Source organism: Streptomyces sp. NPDC052396, assembly GCF_044593195.1.
GTDB lineage: Bacteria > Actinomycetota > Actinomycetes > Streptomycetales > Streptomycetaceae > Streptomyces.
Genome location: NZ_JBIUAW010000015.1, coordinates 65,430 through 80,585 on the forward strand (window position 1 = coordinate 65,430; position 15,156 = coordinate 80,585).

The 15,156-nt window shown below is 66.4% G+C and carries 15 protein-coding genes and 1 pseudogene; 4 read left to right on the plus strand and 12 right to left on the minus strand.

The features are described 5' to 3' along the window. Positions 1-7: 7 nt before the first annotated feature. The 5 genes from ACIHFE_RS29980 to ACIHFE_RS30000 all read right to left on the minus strand — a co-directional run bounded on the left by ACIHFE_RS29980 (position 8) and on the right by ACIHFE_RS30000 (position 3,996). Positions 8-571 (minus strand): restriction endonuclease, encoded by a 564-nt coding sequence (locus ACIHFE_RS29980; RefSeq protein WP_400111529.1) that lies wholly within the window; start codon positions 569-571, stop codon positions 8-10. Next, complete coding sequence (locus ACIHFE_RS29985) at positions 540-1,466, minus strand: hypothetical protein (protein ID WP_400111531.1); 927 nt, start codon at positions 1,464-1,466, stop codon at positions 540-542. The genes ACIHFE_RS29980 and ACIHFE_RS29985 overlap by 32 nt, the downstream gene beginning before the upstream one ends. Positions 1,467-2,099: 633 nt before the next feature. Beyond that, positions 2,100-2,489 carry a hypothetical protein gene (locus tag ACIHFE_RS29990; RefSeq protein ID WP_400111533.1) on the minus strand — a complete coding sequence of 130 codons (390 nt, stop codon included), beginning with the start codon at positions 2,487-2,489 and terminating at the stop codon, positions 2,100-2,102. Then, complete coding sequence (locus ACIHFE_RS29995; protein WP_400111534.1) at positions 2,486-3,487, minus strand: tetrahydrofolate dehydrogenase/cyclohydrolase catalytic domain-containing protein; 1,002 nt, start codon at positions 3,485-3,487, stop codon at positions 2,486-2,488. Before ACIHFE_RS29995 ends, ACIHFE_RS29990 begins: the two co-directional genes overlap by 4 nt. Positions 3,488-3,504: 17 nt before the next feature. Continuing rightward, on the minus strand, positions 3,505-3,996 hold the full coding sequence (locus tag ACIHFE_RS30000) for a hypothetical protein (RefSeq protein WP_400111536.1): 492 nt from the start codon (positions 3,994-3,996) through the stop codon (positions 3,505-3,507). Between the two features lie 147 nt (positions 3,997-4,143). On the opposite strand from ACIHFE_RS30000, the gene ACIHFE_RS30005 reads away from it, so the two are divergent. Next, on the plus strand, positions 4,144-4,365 hold the full coding sequence (locus ACIHFE_RS30005) for a hypothetical protein (protein ID WP_400111538.1): 222 nt from the start codon (positions 4,144-4,146) through the stop codon (positions 4,363-4,365). Positions 4,366-4,465: 100 nt separating this feature from the next. Here the strand turns inward: ACIHFE_RS30005 and ACIHFE_RS30010 are convergent, their stop codons facing one another. From ACIHFE_RS30010 to ACIHFE_RS30035, 6 genes are all read right to left on the minus strand, one after another. Continuing rightward, positions 4,466-4,600, minus strand: a complete 135-nt coding sequence (locus ACIHFE_RS30010) for a hypothetical protein (RefSeq protein WP_400111540.1) — start codon at positions 4,598-4,600, stop codon at positions 4,466-4,468. A 250-nt stretch (positions 4,601-4,850) separates the two neighbouring features. Continuing rightward, positions 4,851-5,390: an RICIN domain-containing protein gene (locus tag ACIHFE_RS30015; RefSeq protein ID WP_400111542.1), complete on the minus strand. Its 540-nt coding sequence runs from the start codon at positions 5,388-5,390 to the stop codon at positions 4,851-4,853. 105 nt (positions 5,391-5,495) lie between these two features. Further along, complete coding sequence (locus tag ACIHFE_RS30020) at positions 5,496-6,479, minus strand: trypsin-like serine peptidase (RefSeq protein ID WP_400111544.1); 984 nt, start codon at positions 6,477-6,479, stop codon at positions 5,496-5,498. Positions 6,480-6,801: 322 nt separating this feature from the next. After that, positions 6,802-8,688: a transposase gene (locus ACIHFE_RS30025; protein WP_400111546.1), complete on the minus strand. Its 1,887-nt coding sequence runs from the start codon at positions 8,686-8,688 to the stop codon at positions 6,802-6,804. A gap of 333 nt (positions 8,689-9,021) precedes the next feature. Beyond that, positions 9,022-10,320 carry an aspartyl protease family protein gene (locus ACIHFE_RS30030; protein WP_400111548.1) on the minus strand — a complete coding sequence of 433 codons (1,299 nt, stop codon included), beginning with the start codon at positions 10,318-10,320 and terminating at the stop codon, positions 9,022-9,024. A 521-nt stretch (positions 10,321-10,841) separates the two neighbouring features. Then, complete coding sequence (locus tag ACIHFE_RS30035; RefSeq protein WP_400111609.1) at positions 10,842-11,459, minus strand: hypothetical protein; 618 nt, start codon at positions 11,457-11,459, stop codon at positions 10,842-10,844. Positions 11,460-11,486: 27 nt separating this feature from the next. Between ACIHFE_RS30035 and ACIHFE_RS30040 the strand changes: the two are divergent. From ACIHFE_RS30040 to ACIHFE_RS30050, 3 genes and pseudogenes are all read left to right on the plus strand, one after another. After that, positions 11,487-11,801, plus strand: a pseudogene (locus ACIHFE_RS30040) (IS630 family transposase); the annotation flags it as partial. 21 nt (positions 11,802-11,822) lie between these two features. Continuing rightward, positions 11,823-12,260, plus strand: coding sequence for a cytidine deaminase (locus ACIHFE_RS30045; protein WP_400111603.1), 438 nt, complete (start codon positions 11,823-11,825; stop codon positions 12,258-12,260). A 614-nt stretch (positions 12,261-12,874) separates the two neighbouring features. Then, positions 12,875-13,582, plus strand: coding sequence for a hypothetical protein (locus ACIHFE_RS30050; protein ID WP_400111550.1), 708 nt, complete (start codon positions 12,875-12,877; stop codon positions 13,580-13,582). Positions 13,583-13,907: 325 nt separating this feature from the next. Here the strand turns inward: ACIHFE_RS30050 and ACIHFE_RS30055 are convergent, their stop codons facing one another. Beyond that, positions 13,908-14,558, minus strand: coding sequence for a hypothetical protein (locus tag ACIHFE_RS30055; RefSeq protein WP_400111552.1), 651 nt, complete (start codon positions 14,556-14,558; stop codon positions 13,908-13,910). Positions 14,559-15,156: the final 598 nt, after the last annotated feature.

Sequence of the window (15,156 nt, forward strand, 5' to 3'; positions counted from 1 at the left end):
AAACTGCCTAGAATCGCCCTGCGGCAACACATTCCAGCATACGCTCACAGAGCAGTTTAGAGAATTCCTCCGAATGACCCAAAGCCTTGAGGTCGTCGAGCGTCACAACAAGTACACGCCGCCCGGCCTGCTGCGCAAGATTGATCTTCATATAGGCGGCAGTGAGGTTATCTTGGTTGCCCGTCACCCCGTTCGCCGCAACCATAACCCCCAACTCGACACCCTTTTCATGCAGTTTCAAAATAAAGGCACCGACAGCCTTCACATCTACTGGTGCATCCCAGTTCTTACACTCGACCAAGAACAGCGAAGGAAGTACATTCATCCACATGCCGGTCTGAGCATTGGCCACAGATATGTCGATTTCGGAACCCCTAAAAGGATCTATCCCGTTAGTCCTCGTCAGAACCCCAGGAATCCCTTGGAGTAGGTAGCAGACCAAAGACTCTAGAGCATCCCCCCGCTCCTTCGTACTGAGTGACTTATCCTTGCCAACGGCAATCAGGCGCGAGATCTCAGGCTTAGAGTAAGCACCCATCTCAGTACCTCGCCGCCGCTTGCGCAACGGCATCTGAGATCACCTTTGGGAGCGAGCTCTCCCCAAGCCTCTCGATGAGCGCCGTCGCCGAAATGCGCTCAACTAGGGCCGTCGGATAACGCGAAGGCGCCGGCTCCGTTCCGTCAATGGAGTGATAAATGAGCAGCCCCAGCTGCGAGTGGGTCGCAGATACCTTCTGATGCAAGGTGGCCTCATCTTCATGAAGCCGCCTCTTGCGCGATACCAACTTGCACTCAGCCAGGACTACGACAGATGACCCGCCTGACGGAATAAAGGCGAAGTCTGCATAATCATGACGGCGAACACCTTCAGGCCGCTCGGCCAATGCCGCACCAGACGCAACGAGCAACTCGGAAATTAGACGCTCAAATTCGGCATAGGCCTGCCCGATCCTTCCCGAGCCTCCAACACTGAGCGGCAGACTCTCGTGATAGGTTCGCTCAACCTCCTGAAGCCTCAATAGATAGCGCGGCACGTCAATCGGGGTAAATTCATCGAGCGAATCCTTCCGCTCGATCCCTTTCGCGATATTCGCAGTCAACGCCCAAATGTGATCCTCAAGCGCAGGGCGATTGTCAGGGGCGCAAAGCGCAACTGATAGCCCTCGGATCCAGCTGGGCGGCTTCAAAGGTGGCGGCACGATAAGGAGACTGGGGATGCCGCGCGAGACCGCTTGCCCTAGGCGCAGAAGAACATCGAAATTATTGAATCCTTCTTGCGAGCTCGCCGAGTCACTCGCATCTTGCACATCTAGGGCACCAATGACTATGTCGGGATGGGGATCAAATATCAGCCCGTCGCCAGCTACATTTTTGATCACCCAAAGGTCATGAACACCCATATCCGCGAGAAGTCTGACCAAGACATCGAGGTCGTGCCCACGGGCAGCAATGAGAGAAGCGCGCACAGCGACAGCATAGGCACTTCATCCACCCAAGTCGCCCTGTCGGAGCGATCGCCAGCAGCGAGGTGCGGCCGCCAGTCCCCCAGAGGACGTTAAGCCGAAGGTTCCATCCTCGCGAACGGCGAAGCGCTCGCAACCGTCGTGCTCGAAGCGCACCCGCCCATCGAACAGCGAGTCGGCACGAGCACAGACCCCCAGTCCAGGCCCAACTCGCCGCTCAACGCGATCCAGAACTGGCATCCGCCGCACTGCTCGTCGAACCATTCATCCCGATATCCGGGCTCTCCAGTGGAGCGATTCAGCAGCCGCAACCAGCGCTCATGGACCTCGTCGGCACCTTCGCCCACGCCACTAGCTTGATGCCCGCCGGACGCCATCGGTTCCCCCCTCTCGCCGAACTCGCAAGGTCAATCTGCACAGAACCGGTGTCTCGCCGCCAACTGTTTCCTGCGAGCCGCAGGCCATTGAGTCACGGTGTCGCAGACATCACGCTCAAAGGACAGATAGAGATCGTCAGCAGCGCGACCCTGGCCGGCGTCATGGCCCTCCTACTGGAGCTGAAGCTGTAAGCAACGCAGCGGGTGCCTGACCGAGCGGGCCAGATCTTGTTGTTAACCTCGGCTGATTTACAGAGCGTCATATGCATGGCCGAAGTCTGGAGAAGCGTTGGAACTTGTGCCGGACGACGATTCGCTGGGTGGTATCCGTCCGTTCTTGGAGCAGGGCGAGTCTGTCCTGGGCTACGAGCCTCAGAAGGGTTTCCCGGATCGCTGCTGGGTCCTGCACGCCATCACGGTGGGAGGGAAGAGGGTCCGTTGGGACGATGTGCTGGCGCACGCCGGCAAGCGCTTGTGTCGGCGGCCAGTGGAAAGCCCTGACATCCGGGTCGTATTGGGCAATCCGTTCCAGCGCCGCTGTTGTGATTTCCCGGGCCGACAGACGGCCGCCGTGGACGGCGGCGGCGATCGCACGGGCGGAGAGCGTGCTGTACGTCGCCCCGTCCAGGGCGTCCGGGTGTGTGGTCACAGGGACCTCCTGCCGTGGCTCCGGTCCTGGTGGGGAGAGGGCCGGCGGGCGTCGGGTGCTGCTGCCGGCCGTGGGATGGCGGGCTGAGCGCGGGCGACCTGGGCAACCTGACTGCGCGTCAGATAGGAAACCGCGGGTGATGCCCAGGGTTTGAGGGCGGGGGCAGCCTCCTGGCGGACGATGCGGTCCATGAGTACCGCCATCTCCACCGGGCCGACACCGCCGGGAACAGGGGTGAGACACTGGGGGATGGCAGCGGCGGCGGGGTGGACGTCCCCGGCGACCGTGCCGTCTTCGCGGGGCATGAAGCCGGAGTCGACGACCACCCGGTGGTGCGGGCGGATGTGCTCCGGCGTCAGGAGGTGCGGCTGCCCGGTCGCGGAGACGACGACATCGGCATCGCGCACGGCCCGCAGATCGTCGCCCGCGTCGAGTTCCCGCACCGCCAGGCCCTCGGCGGCCAGGAGCCGGACCACGCCTCGGCCGACGAATCCACGCGCTCCCACCACCGCGATGGCGGGACGGTCCTGGGCGAACGGCAGCACCAGCCGAGTGACGCCGTCGGCTGTGGCACAGGCCGGCTGGAGGGAGCGTTCTTCCAGCAGTGCGTCGATGTCCTTGGCCGGGTCCAGCCGCTGCACCAGCGGCGTCAGCCGGGGCGGCGGGGGGAACTGCACGATCACCGCGGCTACGCGCGGGTCCTGGTTGAACTGCTCCAGCAGCCCGGCGAAGTGAGCGCTGGAGATGGCGGGGTCGAGGACTTGGTGGTCGACTGCGAAGCCAAGATAGGAGAAGGTTTTGACCTTCTGCTCGGCGGAGATACGGGCGGCCTCCATGCGTAAGCGCCGCACGGGAGGGTCGTCGTCCGCGGTGCCGAACCGGATGATCGCCACCTGTTTGTTCAGTGGTTGGATCACCTCGCGGTAGGGGGCTATTCGCTCGCGGACCGAGCGCAGCAGGGTGGTACCGGACAGATTGCGGGTCGGGGGCAGGGCCATGCCGCGGCGCGTACCTCTCAGATCCGCACCGAGCGCAGCTCGGCGAGCACTTCGGGCACCGGGTGGAGGCCCAACGGAACCACCTGCTCTTGGACCTGCTGAGGGCTGAGCAGGTGGTGCCCGGCGAGGTCGTCGTGGAAGGTGCCGTCGCGGTAGGTGAGTTGCACGCGGGTGTAGGTCTCGCGTCCACCGTCATCGTCCGGCGAGGAGAACGAGCTGTGGTGGGCCAGCCACACCACCTTTTCCGGCGCCGGCGCGCCGTAGGGGCTCATGCGCTGTACGAAGGCCCGAGCTGCCCCGGGCATGTCGCTTACCAGCCCTCGGCTGTCGGGATTGCTGGAGAGTTCGGAGAGCACCGCAACCGCCGGTGCGGTGGGCGTGCCGAGCACCAGGCGGGCGAGGCAGTGGGCTTGGCCGCCGAGCGGATGCGGCCAGAACAGCAGCAGGGCCACCCGCCGTGTTCCGAGCCCGTCAAGGATCAGTACGGGAGCCTGATCGGGAGCAGTCATCAGAGCTCCTCCTTTCCGGGGGCGCCGGCCCCGAGGTGGGCAGGACGAGTGTGCGTGCAGTGCGCATGCCCGCGTCCGGATGGCAAGTCACCTTGATTTTATGGATGATTCGAACGGGTGGCTAGCCACCGTGACATGCTGAAACCTATGCCCAGCAAACACAGGTACCCGGCCGTGGTCTACCGCCCGGACCCCGTCCTCCAGCAACGGGCCAAGGCGGCCGTCGCCGACGTCGGCTCCGACATGAACGCGCACATCATCGCCTTCCTGCACTGGCTCGTCGGCGATACCGACGACCTCCCCGCCCGCCCGAGCTCAGCAGAACGGGACACGGAGATGGGCCAGGCGGCGGGTCTGGCCACCGAATAGCTACTCTGTGGAACCCGGTTGGCCCCGATGCGAAACCGGAGGAGAAGCAGGTAACACCGCCCACGCGAATTGCTTTTCGCCACCGCGGTGGCAGCGGAGTTTAGAGCAAGAAGCCGGAAACGGGGGCGGCCTCCTCCAGGACCAGGACCCGCTCGCCCTCCAGCACCCAGCTGGCGGCCAGGTTCTCGGCCAGCCCGCGTGCATCGGCAAGGCTCCCGGTCGTGATCAGACCCACGACCGTCCCTCGCTTCCCGGCCGCTGAACTTCCGGCGCGCGCCGCAGTCTCGACCCGTTCGGCCACGCGTGCAGCAGCCCGCCCCCGGGCAACAGCAGCAGGGCCGCCGCTTCGGCATGGGCGCGGTCGTCGGCGCCGGTGCGACCGGCCTCGTGGGCGGCGCACTGCTGGACGAGGCTCTCAGCGACGACTGACAGGCAATGGAGCCGGCTTCAGGCTGACAAAGCCGGTCCGTGCCGTCGGCTTCACCTCACGTCGTCTCCATGAGATCCCAGGACGTGGGGCCCCCTCGCGTGTCGGCGGGCGCCAGCGTCAGGAAAGTGTCTTCGGCACTCCAGAACGCGAGCATTTGCTTGGGCCATCTGTCACGGCCCTGATTCATGGCGTTCTGGTTCCAGAGTTCTGTCCCGCCGCCTGCGGAGTCCCTCTGCATCCACACCGAAGACTGATCAGTGGGAATCGTGCCGCACACCCAGGCGCCGACCGACGGGTCCTGGGGAGTGCTGTTCGGGTTGATGCCGAGGCAGGTGCTGGGAGCGGTATATGCGTTGAACTCTCCGTACGCGTTGTTGTCGGGACTGTTCCAGTGCCATATCTGTGACGTGGAGCCGTTGCACGTCTCCATGTCGACGACCATGGCGCCACCGTAGGTCTGGTAGGTGGCGCACAGGTTCGTGCGGATGCTCCTAAGTACGTAGTTGCCGTTGCTGGCGTGTGCGGGACTGCTCAGGATGGTGACGGAGGTCATCGCCGTTGCGGCGACCATGAACATCCGGCCGATTTTCTTCATGCGAGCGAGACTCCTCGGTGCAACCCGTCGTAGGCCAGGCGGTTTTCGGCAATCCGGTGGTCAGGTCCCACCGCTGCGGGCCCTGACCACCGGCAAGCAACGGGCTTACGTGTTCTGCGCGTTGTCGTACAGCGCCTTCGCGTCGTCGCCGAAGTACGGGCCGAACATGGTGTCCGGCAGGAAGACGTAGCCGAAGCTGTTCACGGACGCCTGGAGGCCCGTGCCCGTCGACTCGTCGAACGAGGTGAACCAGGGACCGCCGCTGGAGCCGCCGGTCATGTTGCAGCTGAGACCGTGGTCCTTGGTGAGGAAGAAGTCCTGCGTGGCGGTGCCGCTGCAGTGGATGAGCCTGGTGCCGTCGTAGGGGGAGGCCGCGGGGAAGCCGAAGGAGTACATCGCCTGCCCGTAGGCGCCGTTGAAGTCCAGGCCCTGGCCGCCGACCACGTCGGTGAGCTTCTTCCCGTCGAGCGGGGCGACCACCGCGGCGCCCACGTCGTAGTTCATGTCCTCACTGGCCGTCCACTGCGGGGTGGAGAGCGTCTTGGTCGCGGACCACGTGCCGTAGGGCGCCTGGCCGTCGTGGTAGCCGGGGACGAAGGTCCAGTCGGTGTGCCAGTTGCCCTGGTACTTCACACAGTGCCCGGCCGTGATCACGGTGCTGTGGTTGCCGCTGGTGACCGCGTCGCCGGAGCAGGAGGCCTTGCGGCCCTGCATGGTGAAGAAAACCCGCCCGGAGGTCTTCACGATCGCGCCGTCACCCGTCCAGGGGCCTCCGGACTGGGGGAAGGAGCGGAGGGTGGCGCCGTCCGGGTGCGCGGGGGCGGGGGTGGGCGGTACGACGGTGTGCCGGCCGCCGGTCGCCGGCGCGGACGCCGCGTCCGCGCGCTCCGGGGTCAGGTCGAGCGGGGTGGCCTCGCGCATGCGCTCGGGGGTCCAGAAGGCCGCGGTCCGCGCGGCGCCCTGTGCCGTCACGGTGTGCTCGGCGGGGGTGGGCACGGCGGCGGTGGCCGTCAGGCCCGGGGCGGCGAGGGAGCAGACGGCCAGCAGGGCGCCGGCCGCCAAGGCGGCTGTACGGGGGTGACGTCTCACGCGTACTCCTTCTGCGGTGGGGGCCGTGCAGACGAGTGGTGCGGTTTCGACGGTGCGAATCGAGCGTGCGCGCTTGACGAGGACCCGTCAAGCGCGCGGTTGCGGTCGATGAAGAAGCGGTACCCCCACGCCCTCAGGGGGCGATGGGCAGCTGACGCTTGTGCTCCAGCCGGAGCACGTCCTCTCGCACGGCCCCGAACCTCGGCCACACCCGCCGGGTTGCCGATCACTTTCGGGCAACTTCCCGGGAGCCACTCCGGCCGTCGGCCATCACTCAGCGTGCGCGGACCACGGAAGTGATGCTGTTGGTGATCTTTGCCTGTCAGGGTGCTGGGTTTGCTGGCAGTGTCTGGCAGAGCTGGCGGAAGGTGCTCTCCGGCCTGCTGGGCCGTGGCGGTGCGGTGCCTGGTGGATAGCACTCGCTGAGGCGGATGATGTTGGCGCCCATGGCGGTGAGTACGTGCTGGACATGGGTCTTTGCGAGCCCTCGGTAGCGGCAGTTTCGTAGGCCGTGGGCCCGGACTGTCTCGGAGACAGTGGCCTCGCAGCCGGCGGTCATCGCGTAACGCCGCTGCCATTGCGGTGTCCGCTGCTCGGTCCGGGCTTGGTTCTGGATCTCTTGTTGGGGCTGAGGCAGCAGGAAGATGTGACGGCCCTTGCCGTCGACATTGCCGGTGCACTTGAGACGGTCGGCGCATTGCCTGCAGGCTTTGCGGGGGAAGAGCACGGACAGGCGGGGGTGTCCGTCGCCGACCGTGGGTTTCCAGGGCGGGCTGGTGACGCCGTTGGGGCAAGTGAGCGTGTGAGCTTCCCAGTCGGGGCGGAAGTCCTCCGTCGCGAACCCCGGGCGGGCGTCGGCCTTCGGGTCCTGGCGGACCGGGCCGGTGAGGGCGGTGCCCCACCGCTGGGCGGTGTGATGGACGAAGTCCGGGGTGACGTAGCCGCCGTCGACGAGGTGCTCGACGGGATGGAAGTCCTGGACGGCCAGGCCGTGGTGGATGAGGTCCAGCGCATCGATGTCCTGCTCGGGGGCCGGCCTGGTCGTCACCTGCACGATCACGTTCGGCCCCGTGTCGCACGTTTCGGTCTGATGGTCCCGGTATCCGATCCAGTCGCGTTGCCCGGATGCCGTGATCTTCTGGCTGTAGCGGGCTTCGGCGTCGTGCGGGGTGACGATCTCCATGCCGGACCACGGCACCCGGGCTGTTGCGGGATCGGGCCGCCCGTCGGCCGAGGTTTTGCCGGTGTTGCGCTGTCCGGTCTTGCGCCGACTTTGGCGGTCCCGGGTGGACTTCGGCCCCCGCCACCTCAACTCGCCCCTCTCGTCATACCAGTACTGCTGCACCCACACCTGCCGGAGGATCTGCACCTGCCTCAGCCCCCGCAATCGCCAAGGGGTGTCGTCGCGGTAGAGGCGGTGCAGGATGTGCATGCCGTCGTTGCCGGCCTGCAGCACGTACTCGGCCAGGGCTTCTCCGCCCCGGGGCAGCCGGTCGTAGCGGATTGGACGTCCGTAACGGTTCGCCCAGTCCGCGGTGACCAGGCCTGTCAGCCAGTCCTCGCCATGGCGGGCGAGTTCTTCCAGCGCCAGTCGCAGGGTTTCGGCGACCAGTTCCACACGGTTGAGCCGGCGCACCGCAGCCAGCACGTGTGTGGAGTCCGTCCGCACCCGGCCCCGCCGCTTCACCAGCCCGGCGGCCACCAGGTGGTCGACCATGACGGCCAGCAGGCGGTCCGCTCGGTCGCCTTCGGCCATCCGGCCCCGGAACTCACTGAGCACCGAGTGATCGAACCCCGGGTCGTCCAGCTCAAGCCCGAGACAGTATTTCCAGTCCAGGCGGCAGCGGACCGCCTCGGCGGCCTGCCGGTCCGTCAGGTTCGCGGCATACTGCAGGACCGACACCAAAGCCAGCCAGGCCGGCGAGAGCCCCCGCCGCCCGTCCGCCGGATACCAGTCGGCGAAGTCAGCGTCGGTGAGCAACCCGTCCAGGCGGTCCCGCACCCACATCGCCGCCGTGCCACGCGGATTGCTCGCCCTCGCCATCCGCACCGTCAACGACGGGATCACCCGTCCCGCACTCTCTCCCATGGACATCGCTATCACGCTCCGATGCCCGCCCGGCCCCCTGTTCCACAACAGCACACGCCACTGGAACTGGCCAGGCACCGCGTCGAGTTCAGACCACGATACAAAGATCACCAACAGCATCCGGAAGCTGTACCAGAACCACGACTCGTGAATAAAGCCAGAATGTCAGCGTTCCCGCTCCTGCCGCGTGGTCTTCGCCTACGAGTGTTCTCCAGAATCCGGGTGTCTCATGAGACATCAGGGACTCGGTGCCAGGGGCCGGTCCGGGCGTGGTTGGCAGGGCCGATGAGCGGCGAGCCGGGCCGGCCGCGCGGCGTTGCACCAGGTCGACAATGGGTACGCGCGCTGGTCGAGCTGAAGCAGCGCATCATCACTACCGGCCGGGGCATAGCCGGTGAACGTGGGCCGACCGCGTCATGGATGTGGCGGGGCCGACCCCCTGCAGCGGACGGTTCAGGAGGAAGGTTTGCCGCCGGTGATGTAGACGTTCATCTCAGCGAAGTCGAGGGTGACCGCGTACGGCTTGAAGAATGTGTGCCCGAAGTGGGCCAGCATGTCGAAGGGCGTTGGATCCACCATCTGCTCCGCGGCCGCCCAGTAGATCCCGCGGGCGATGGCCGGGCCGATACGCGTCTCGTCTGGGTAGCACGGATAGTCCTTGTGTATCTCCCCGTGCGTAGCGCCATACATCGGGCGACTCAGGTCGGTGCGCACCTTCAGCCGCTTGGCGGTCTCTAGCGCCATGACACCTGCCCTGCCAGCGTCCTGGCCGGTGTTGATGGACACCACCTGCGGACCGGAGTTGTTGACGCTGCCCCGGGTGTAGGGGATGTCGTGATCGATCCACAGCGGCAGCGGCCGGGATCCGGCCCGGGCCGCCTCGGCGCGGACCGCCCGCGCTTGCCCGGACGTACGTGGCCGAAAGATAAACGCCTCGTTCACCCAATCCAACGTGGTCACGAAGTGGGCGAACAACTGAGCGCCGATGCTCCCCGGGTTCGGCTCGGTACCCAACTCGTGGGGCGACTCCATGTCCATCCAACTCACCGGGACGTTACGGACCTCCACATCACCCATCTGAAACGAGGGCAGCACACCGAAAAACACGTCCATGCTCTGCTGCCCGCCGCCGTTGACCTTGGTCTGGGAAACCGCCCGCAGTCCGGCCTCCTCGGCCATCCGTACCGACAAGCCCACACCCGTGGTGTTGCCGGTGTCCCACAGGAACTTCTTCGGCGGCCCGCCGTTCACCGACGCCTCAACCACCGGCAGCGGGTCCATGGACAGCCACGGAACCCGCCCGGACGGGCCCACCGACACCTGGTACGGCTGCCCCTGGACCGCCTCATACCACTTGGCCTGCGGCTCCTTGCCGATGGCACGCAGCAGCGGCACCACCGCCGATAACTTGTCCTGCCGCAGGTAGCAGTCGGCCAGCCACTGCTTGGCCTGCTTGTCATCCGGTGCCAGCCGCACCGCCAAGGGCAGATACTTCTCCGCCTCAGCGAACCGGTTGGACAACAGCGCGACATATCCGCGCTGCCGCGCCGCGTGCGCGTCGTTCGGATCCTTGCGCAGGATCTCCTCATAACCGCGGGCGGCCTCGTCGAACCGGCCGGCTTTCAACAGCGCGTCCGGGTCGCTACCCCCCGCCGCCGCGCTTGTCGAGGCACCCAGCAGCGGCGCCACCGCGGCCGCGGCCGCTGCCAGGCCAATCCCCGAGACAACCCTCCGCCGGTTGAGCTCCACCATGGCGATACACCTTTCCCGCGAGCCGGTTTTGCGTTGCGCACCCGTCCTACCTCCCGACGCATATGGTCGGCGTAACGAAAACCGCAAACGTGCTGGCAACACACCGTCGGCCACCTGATGATGACCGACTACGTGGGAGACGACGAGCTCCTGCGTCAGACGCAGGCAGACGGGGGCCATCCGGTGTCTTACGAGTCCCATCTGCTGCCGCCGGACCGGATTGTTGCCCTCTTGGACCAAGCCGGACTCGTCGTCACCGCGCGTCTCCTGCAGGAGCCTGCTGAAGGAGTGAAGAGGACGATCGCCACCTTTCTGGCTCGAAGCCTGAACGACCGTGAGCACACACGCTTCTGCGTGAATAACGCCCTGACCGTCTGTCTCAACGAACCGAGTCGACGCGTCTCACCCAATCCAGTCCACGCAGGTCAACGCCATGCGGGACGACTACTGGTAGTTCGTTAAACCCGGCGGTAGTTGGGGTTGACGGCCGGGCGGGCTGGTCGTAGGGCGGTGGTAGGGAGTCAACCGCCGTGCTGGGGGCTGAAGATGACCGCTCGTCGTCCGTGTCCGCCTGCGCCGGGACCGCTGGAGGAGTACGCGGCCCGGTTCGATGACCTCTTCGTCAGTCTCACGCAACGGCGCCGGTGGTGGGTCACGATTCGCGCGTCGCCGACATTCGGCAGCACCAAGCCGGTGGTTTTGCTGCTGCCGGGCACCCCGAAGACCGTGGCGGAGATGTTCGGGCGCGACGCCACGATCTTCTTGGTCCGCAGGCCGCGGCCCGCCGTGATCTGATTGCGCCGTTTCTCAGGGTCCTCGGCGACTTTCAACTTCCGTTCGACACGGGCACCGCCCCACTGGGCCCCGCCGTGCTGCGGGCCGCCGAATCGCTTCCACAACCACAGTGCGGCCCAGCCGAGCAGCACCCACATCAGCACCGTCAACGTCCAGAACAGCCATGCCAGCGGGCCTGGCGTCCACGCCTGCTGCGGACCGTGAGTGACGGCGATGATGACGGTAGTGGCCGGGTCGGCGTCGGCACCGGCCCAGCCTCGCCCCGACAACAATGCAGCCGCCGGACCGGTGACCAGAGTGCAGGCCGCGACCCCCATACCGGCCAAGAGCAAAGCGGGAGCCATCAGCCCGCCACCTGGAGTTCTGCCGGTCTCTATCCGCCTGAGGTCCGCATCGCGATCGTCTGTGACAACTTCTCCCCGCATTTGACCACGAAGAAGTGCCAACGGGTCGACACCTGGGCGGCAGCAAACAACGTCGAGATCGTCTACACCCCCACGAACAACTCCTGGCTCAACCGCATAGAAGCCCAGTTCACCGCCCTGCGCTACTTCACGCTCGATGGCACCGACCATGCCAGCCACAAGGAGCAGGGCAGCATGATCCGCCGCTACATCATCTGGCGAAACCGCCACGCCGACGACCGGCGCCTGCGCGCCGTCGTGGACAGGGCCAACGCGGCCTGACGCCGCATGAAGGCAGAGAAGATGACCACACAGACCGACCGTGTCGACCACGAACTGATCCGGGCAGCGGCACACGTCGCGGCCACACACTGCCGGGGCGACAACCACACCATGGCGGCTGCAGCCCGCGCCCGAGACGGCCGGATCGTCACCGCGGTGAACGCCTATCACTTCACCGGAGGCCCCTGCGCGGAGCTGGTGCTCATCGGCGCTGCTGCCGTCCAGGGCGCCTATGACCTGGACACCATCGTCGCCGTGGGTGACCGCAACCGAGGCGTCGTGCCCCCATGTGGCCGCTGCCGCCAGGTCCTTCTTGACTACTTCCCAGCCCTCAAGGTCATCGTCGGGACAAACGACGGCCTCCGAACGGTGCCCGTCACCGACCTGCTTCCCGAAAGCTACGTCTGGGCGGACCACCAGCTCGACGCCGAGGAAAGCGCACCACTCAGCACCACATGACACCCCAGCCGGTTACAGGGCAAACGTTGCCTGATACGGCACTAGGTGTCTGAGAAGCCCCGTTCAGAGGTGCGCTCTACTGCGGCTCGGTGGAGTAGGGGCATGATGGTGGCCAGGTAGACGGAGCTCTCCGAACTGCCAAGACGGTACTCGTCATCGCCGGTAGCGTCCCAGGCGGCCTCCCGCGGAAGAGCCGACGCACGCCCTGGGTAGGCATACTCAGCTCCGAATGAGTACTTCACCCCTGACCGTGTGCCAGGTCGGCGCGGTGGGATCACCTCATGGACACACACCCGCCCCAGGAACCGGATATCGCCACGGCAGCCACCCCGGCCACTGGGACCAGCCGCACGATACTCGTGCGGCGCTCCCTCATCGCGCTGGCCGCAGCCGGGGTCATCGTGTGGGCTTGCTCGGCCGTATCCGGCTTCTTCGGAATCCTCGGCGGGGGCTCCGTGCGATCGGCAGCGGACTTCCGCAAGCGGGACATCGCCACCCTGGAGGCCGGGAGACAGACCATCATCGGTCTAGGCCCGGGGGCCGGCGTCGCAGACCAGGTACGGGCAGAAGGCAGTACCGCGTGCGTTGACGACCTTGGGAGCGACCGCCATGGCGTGACCCGTCATGAGCCCCACTATGAGTGGGATCTCCACTACGCCGGCAAAGCCGACTATCTGGCCGGCCTTGGCAAACTCCGCACCGCCTGGGGACACCGCGGCTGGAAGGTGCACGACACGCCGCCGCCGGAGGGCTCAACCCCCGGCCGTCCGGTGCCGAACTGGCCGGGCCTGAGCACCACCGATGACCACGGCATCACCATCGCGATCTACCTAGACGAGTACACGCACACCCCCACGCTGTCGACCAGCGGCGGCTGCATCCGCTACGACCGCGACGACGGTGTCACCGCACGCAAACGCACCGGCGCCGGCGAGCAACCGGCCCGGGAAGGCGCCATCACCTACGACGATGGCGTCCAGGTCACCATCGGCCCCATCCAGGCCATCACCCCCAACCCGGGTATGAAGGACGAGGGCGCGGCCGACGGGCACACCTACCTCCTGCCGGTCATCGTCACCAACCGCAGCGGTGCCCCCGTGGAACTGCGCGACGGCATCGGCGCCCGCAAAGGTGCGAACCCGGGCGTCAGATGGCTTCCCGGCTACTCACTCTTGCCGGGCGGCCCGGCCACCGTGCCCGAAGGCAGCTCGACCCGCCTGGAGACGGTATTCACCGCCCAGACCCTGCCCTCGCACATGAACATCAGTTACCAGCCCAGCGAGCTCCACGCTTCCTACGACTGGCAACTGACCACCCGGTAGACCGTCCACAACACGCCACGTCGCGACCGCCCAAGCGTAACGACCGGGCAGGACGCGGCCACCAGCCGCTTGGACGGCCTCATGGTTGTTGCGAGTGACTGGGCGTCTGCAACGGGCTTATGAAACGGTCCGGGATTGTGAGCGATGGCTTCAAGGGTGTGCACGCCTGCCCAGCCTCCATCTGTGCCGTGCCGGGGGGCTCGCCGTGCCGCACCGTGCCAGCGCACGAGCGGAGGGCCGTCCACGTCTCGCGGGTTACCACAATCAATTCTCTTTGAAATAACGGTAGTTGTACATGACGAAGTCTTGTCGCCTGGCTGGAGCTTCACTGGGCAGCGGCCTCCACGGCGAGCTGAGCTGCGGGGCGGCATGGGCGCCCTATGGCCGCGCATCTGTGCTCGAAGTCCGGCGGGAGCCATCCACGGCTCAGCAGCCGAGGATGGGCGGGAAACGCGGTGACTGCTGCCAGGGCGAACATCAAGGAAGCCCACGGCGTGTGGAGACGGACGCTGCAATAGTGTTCGCGCGTACTGACGAAGCTCGTCTGGAAGACATCGGCGGCCGCGAGATCGATTGCATCCAGGCTGTGCCAGTACAGGACGAGCCGTGCCTGGGGATGTGCGAAGTATGCGCCGCGCGTTGTGAGGGTGACCTCCCCTGCTCCCTCCCATACCCACCGCGGTTGGGCGTCGAGGGCCGCCTGCCGGCGTCGGGCGGAGTTACCGAGCGCAGAGCCGACCAGACTGCCGATGACGAAGGCCGGACTGCCGAACGCGACGACGCCGCTGTGGCTGTAGCTGCCGTCGCCCGCGGCCCGCCAGGTCAGACGTTGTCCGGGCCCCACCGCGAGCGCCTGCTCGCCACGATCGAGCGGGGCGGTGGTTGCGACCAAGGGACGCTGGCTCAGCCGGCCTTCGAGCACGTCGGCGAGGATGTCGCACGAGTGCCACAAGTACTCGTCCAGCGGGGACCACATCGGCTGAGGTCCCGAGGAAGCTGTTGCTAAAGAGTAGGTCACTGTCTCTCCCTAACTGCGCACCGCACGCATGCAGGGCGGTGTATCCGGCGTGATCGGTCCAGGACCAGCCAGGGTGCCATGCGCCGACGGATCACCCCAGGGCGCGGCACCTCGGGGTAACTGGTGACTGCTCCCTGCGCGTCAGGCCGCTTACGCTGTGGCCGCTCCCCGGGCTTTGATGAGCACGTGGCTGAAAATCCGGCCGCTGTCTGAAGGGGAGCTGCTGTGGGCACGGAGCCGAAGCCACTGTGCATTCGCTCGTGGGACGATCGCTCCATGCCTCGGAGCAGCAACGATCAGGTGCGATGCGCGAATACGGTAGCCGGAGAGTGGCCGCGGGCGATCCGGGCCGACGAGGCGCCGGTGAGTGCTCTTTACGCTCGGGAGGTGCCATCAATCTGGCGAAGGCCATGCAGCGCAGTGGAGTTGGGCTCCGCCAGCTCGGCGAAGACGCCGGTGCGGCCCATACGACGATCAGCCGCGTGCTATGCGGCCAGGTCCTGCCCGATCTCGGCACCCTCGCTCGCCTCGAATGCGCACTCGACACGATGATCTG

What these genes read in the sequence shown, in the direction of transcription:
- ACIHFE_RS29980 (WP_400111529.1), bottom strand. Translation starts at nt 571, where the DNA reads ATGCCGTTGCGCAAGCGGCGGCGAGGTACTGAGATGGGTGCTTACTCT.
- ACIHFE_RS29995 (WP_400111534.1), bottom strand. Translation starts at nt 3,487, where the DNA reads ATGGCCCTGCCCCCGACCCGCAATCTGTCCGGTACCACCCTGCTGCGC.
- ACIHFE_RS30000 (WP_400111536.1), bottom strand. Translation starts at nt 3,996, where the DNA reads ATGACTGCTCCCGATCAGGCTCCCGTACTGATCCTTGACGGGCTCGGA.
- ACIHFE_RS30005 (WP_400111538.1), top strand. Translation starts at nt 4,144, where the DNA reads ATGCCCAGCAAACACAGGTACCCGGCCGTGGTCTACCGCCCGGACCCC.
- ACIHFE_RS30015 (WP_400111542.1), bottom strand. Translation starts at nt 5,390, where the DNA reads ATGAAGAAAATCGGCCGGATGTTCATGGTCGCCGCAACGGCGATGACC.
- ACIHFE_RS30025 (WP_400111546.1), bottom strand. Translation starts at nt 8,688, where the DNA reads ATGCTGTTGGTGATCTTTGTATCGTGGTCTGAACTCGACGCGGTGCCT.
- ACIHFE_RS30030 (WP_400111548.1), bottom strand. Translation starts at nt 10,320, where the DNA reads ATGGTGGAGCTCAACCGGCGGAGGGTTGTCTCGGGGATTGGCCTGGCA.
- ACIHFE_RS30035 (WP_400111609.1), bottom strand. Translation starts at nt 11,459, where the DNA reads ATGGCTCCCGCTTTGCTCTTGGCCGGTATGGGGGTCGCGGCCTGCACT.
- ACIHFE_RS30045 (WP_400111603.1), top strand. Translation starts at nt 11,823, where the DNA reads ATGACCACACAGACCGACCGTGTCGACCACGAACTGATCCGGGCAGCG.
- ACIHFE_RS30055 (WP_400111552.1), bottom strand. Translation starts at nt 14,558, where the DNA reads ATGTGGTCCCCGCTGGACGAGTACTTGTGGCACTCGTGCGACATCCTC.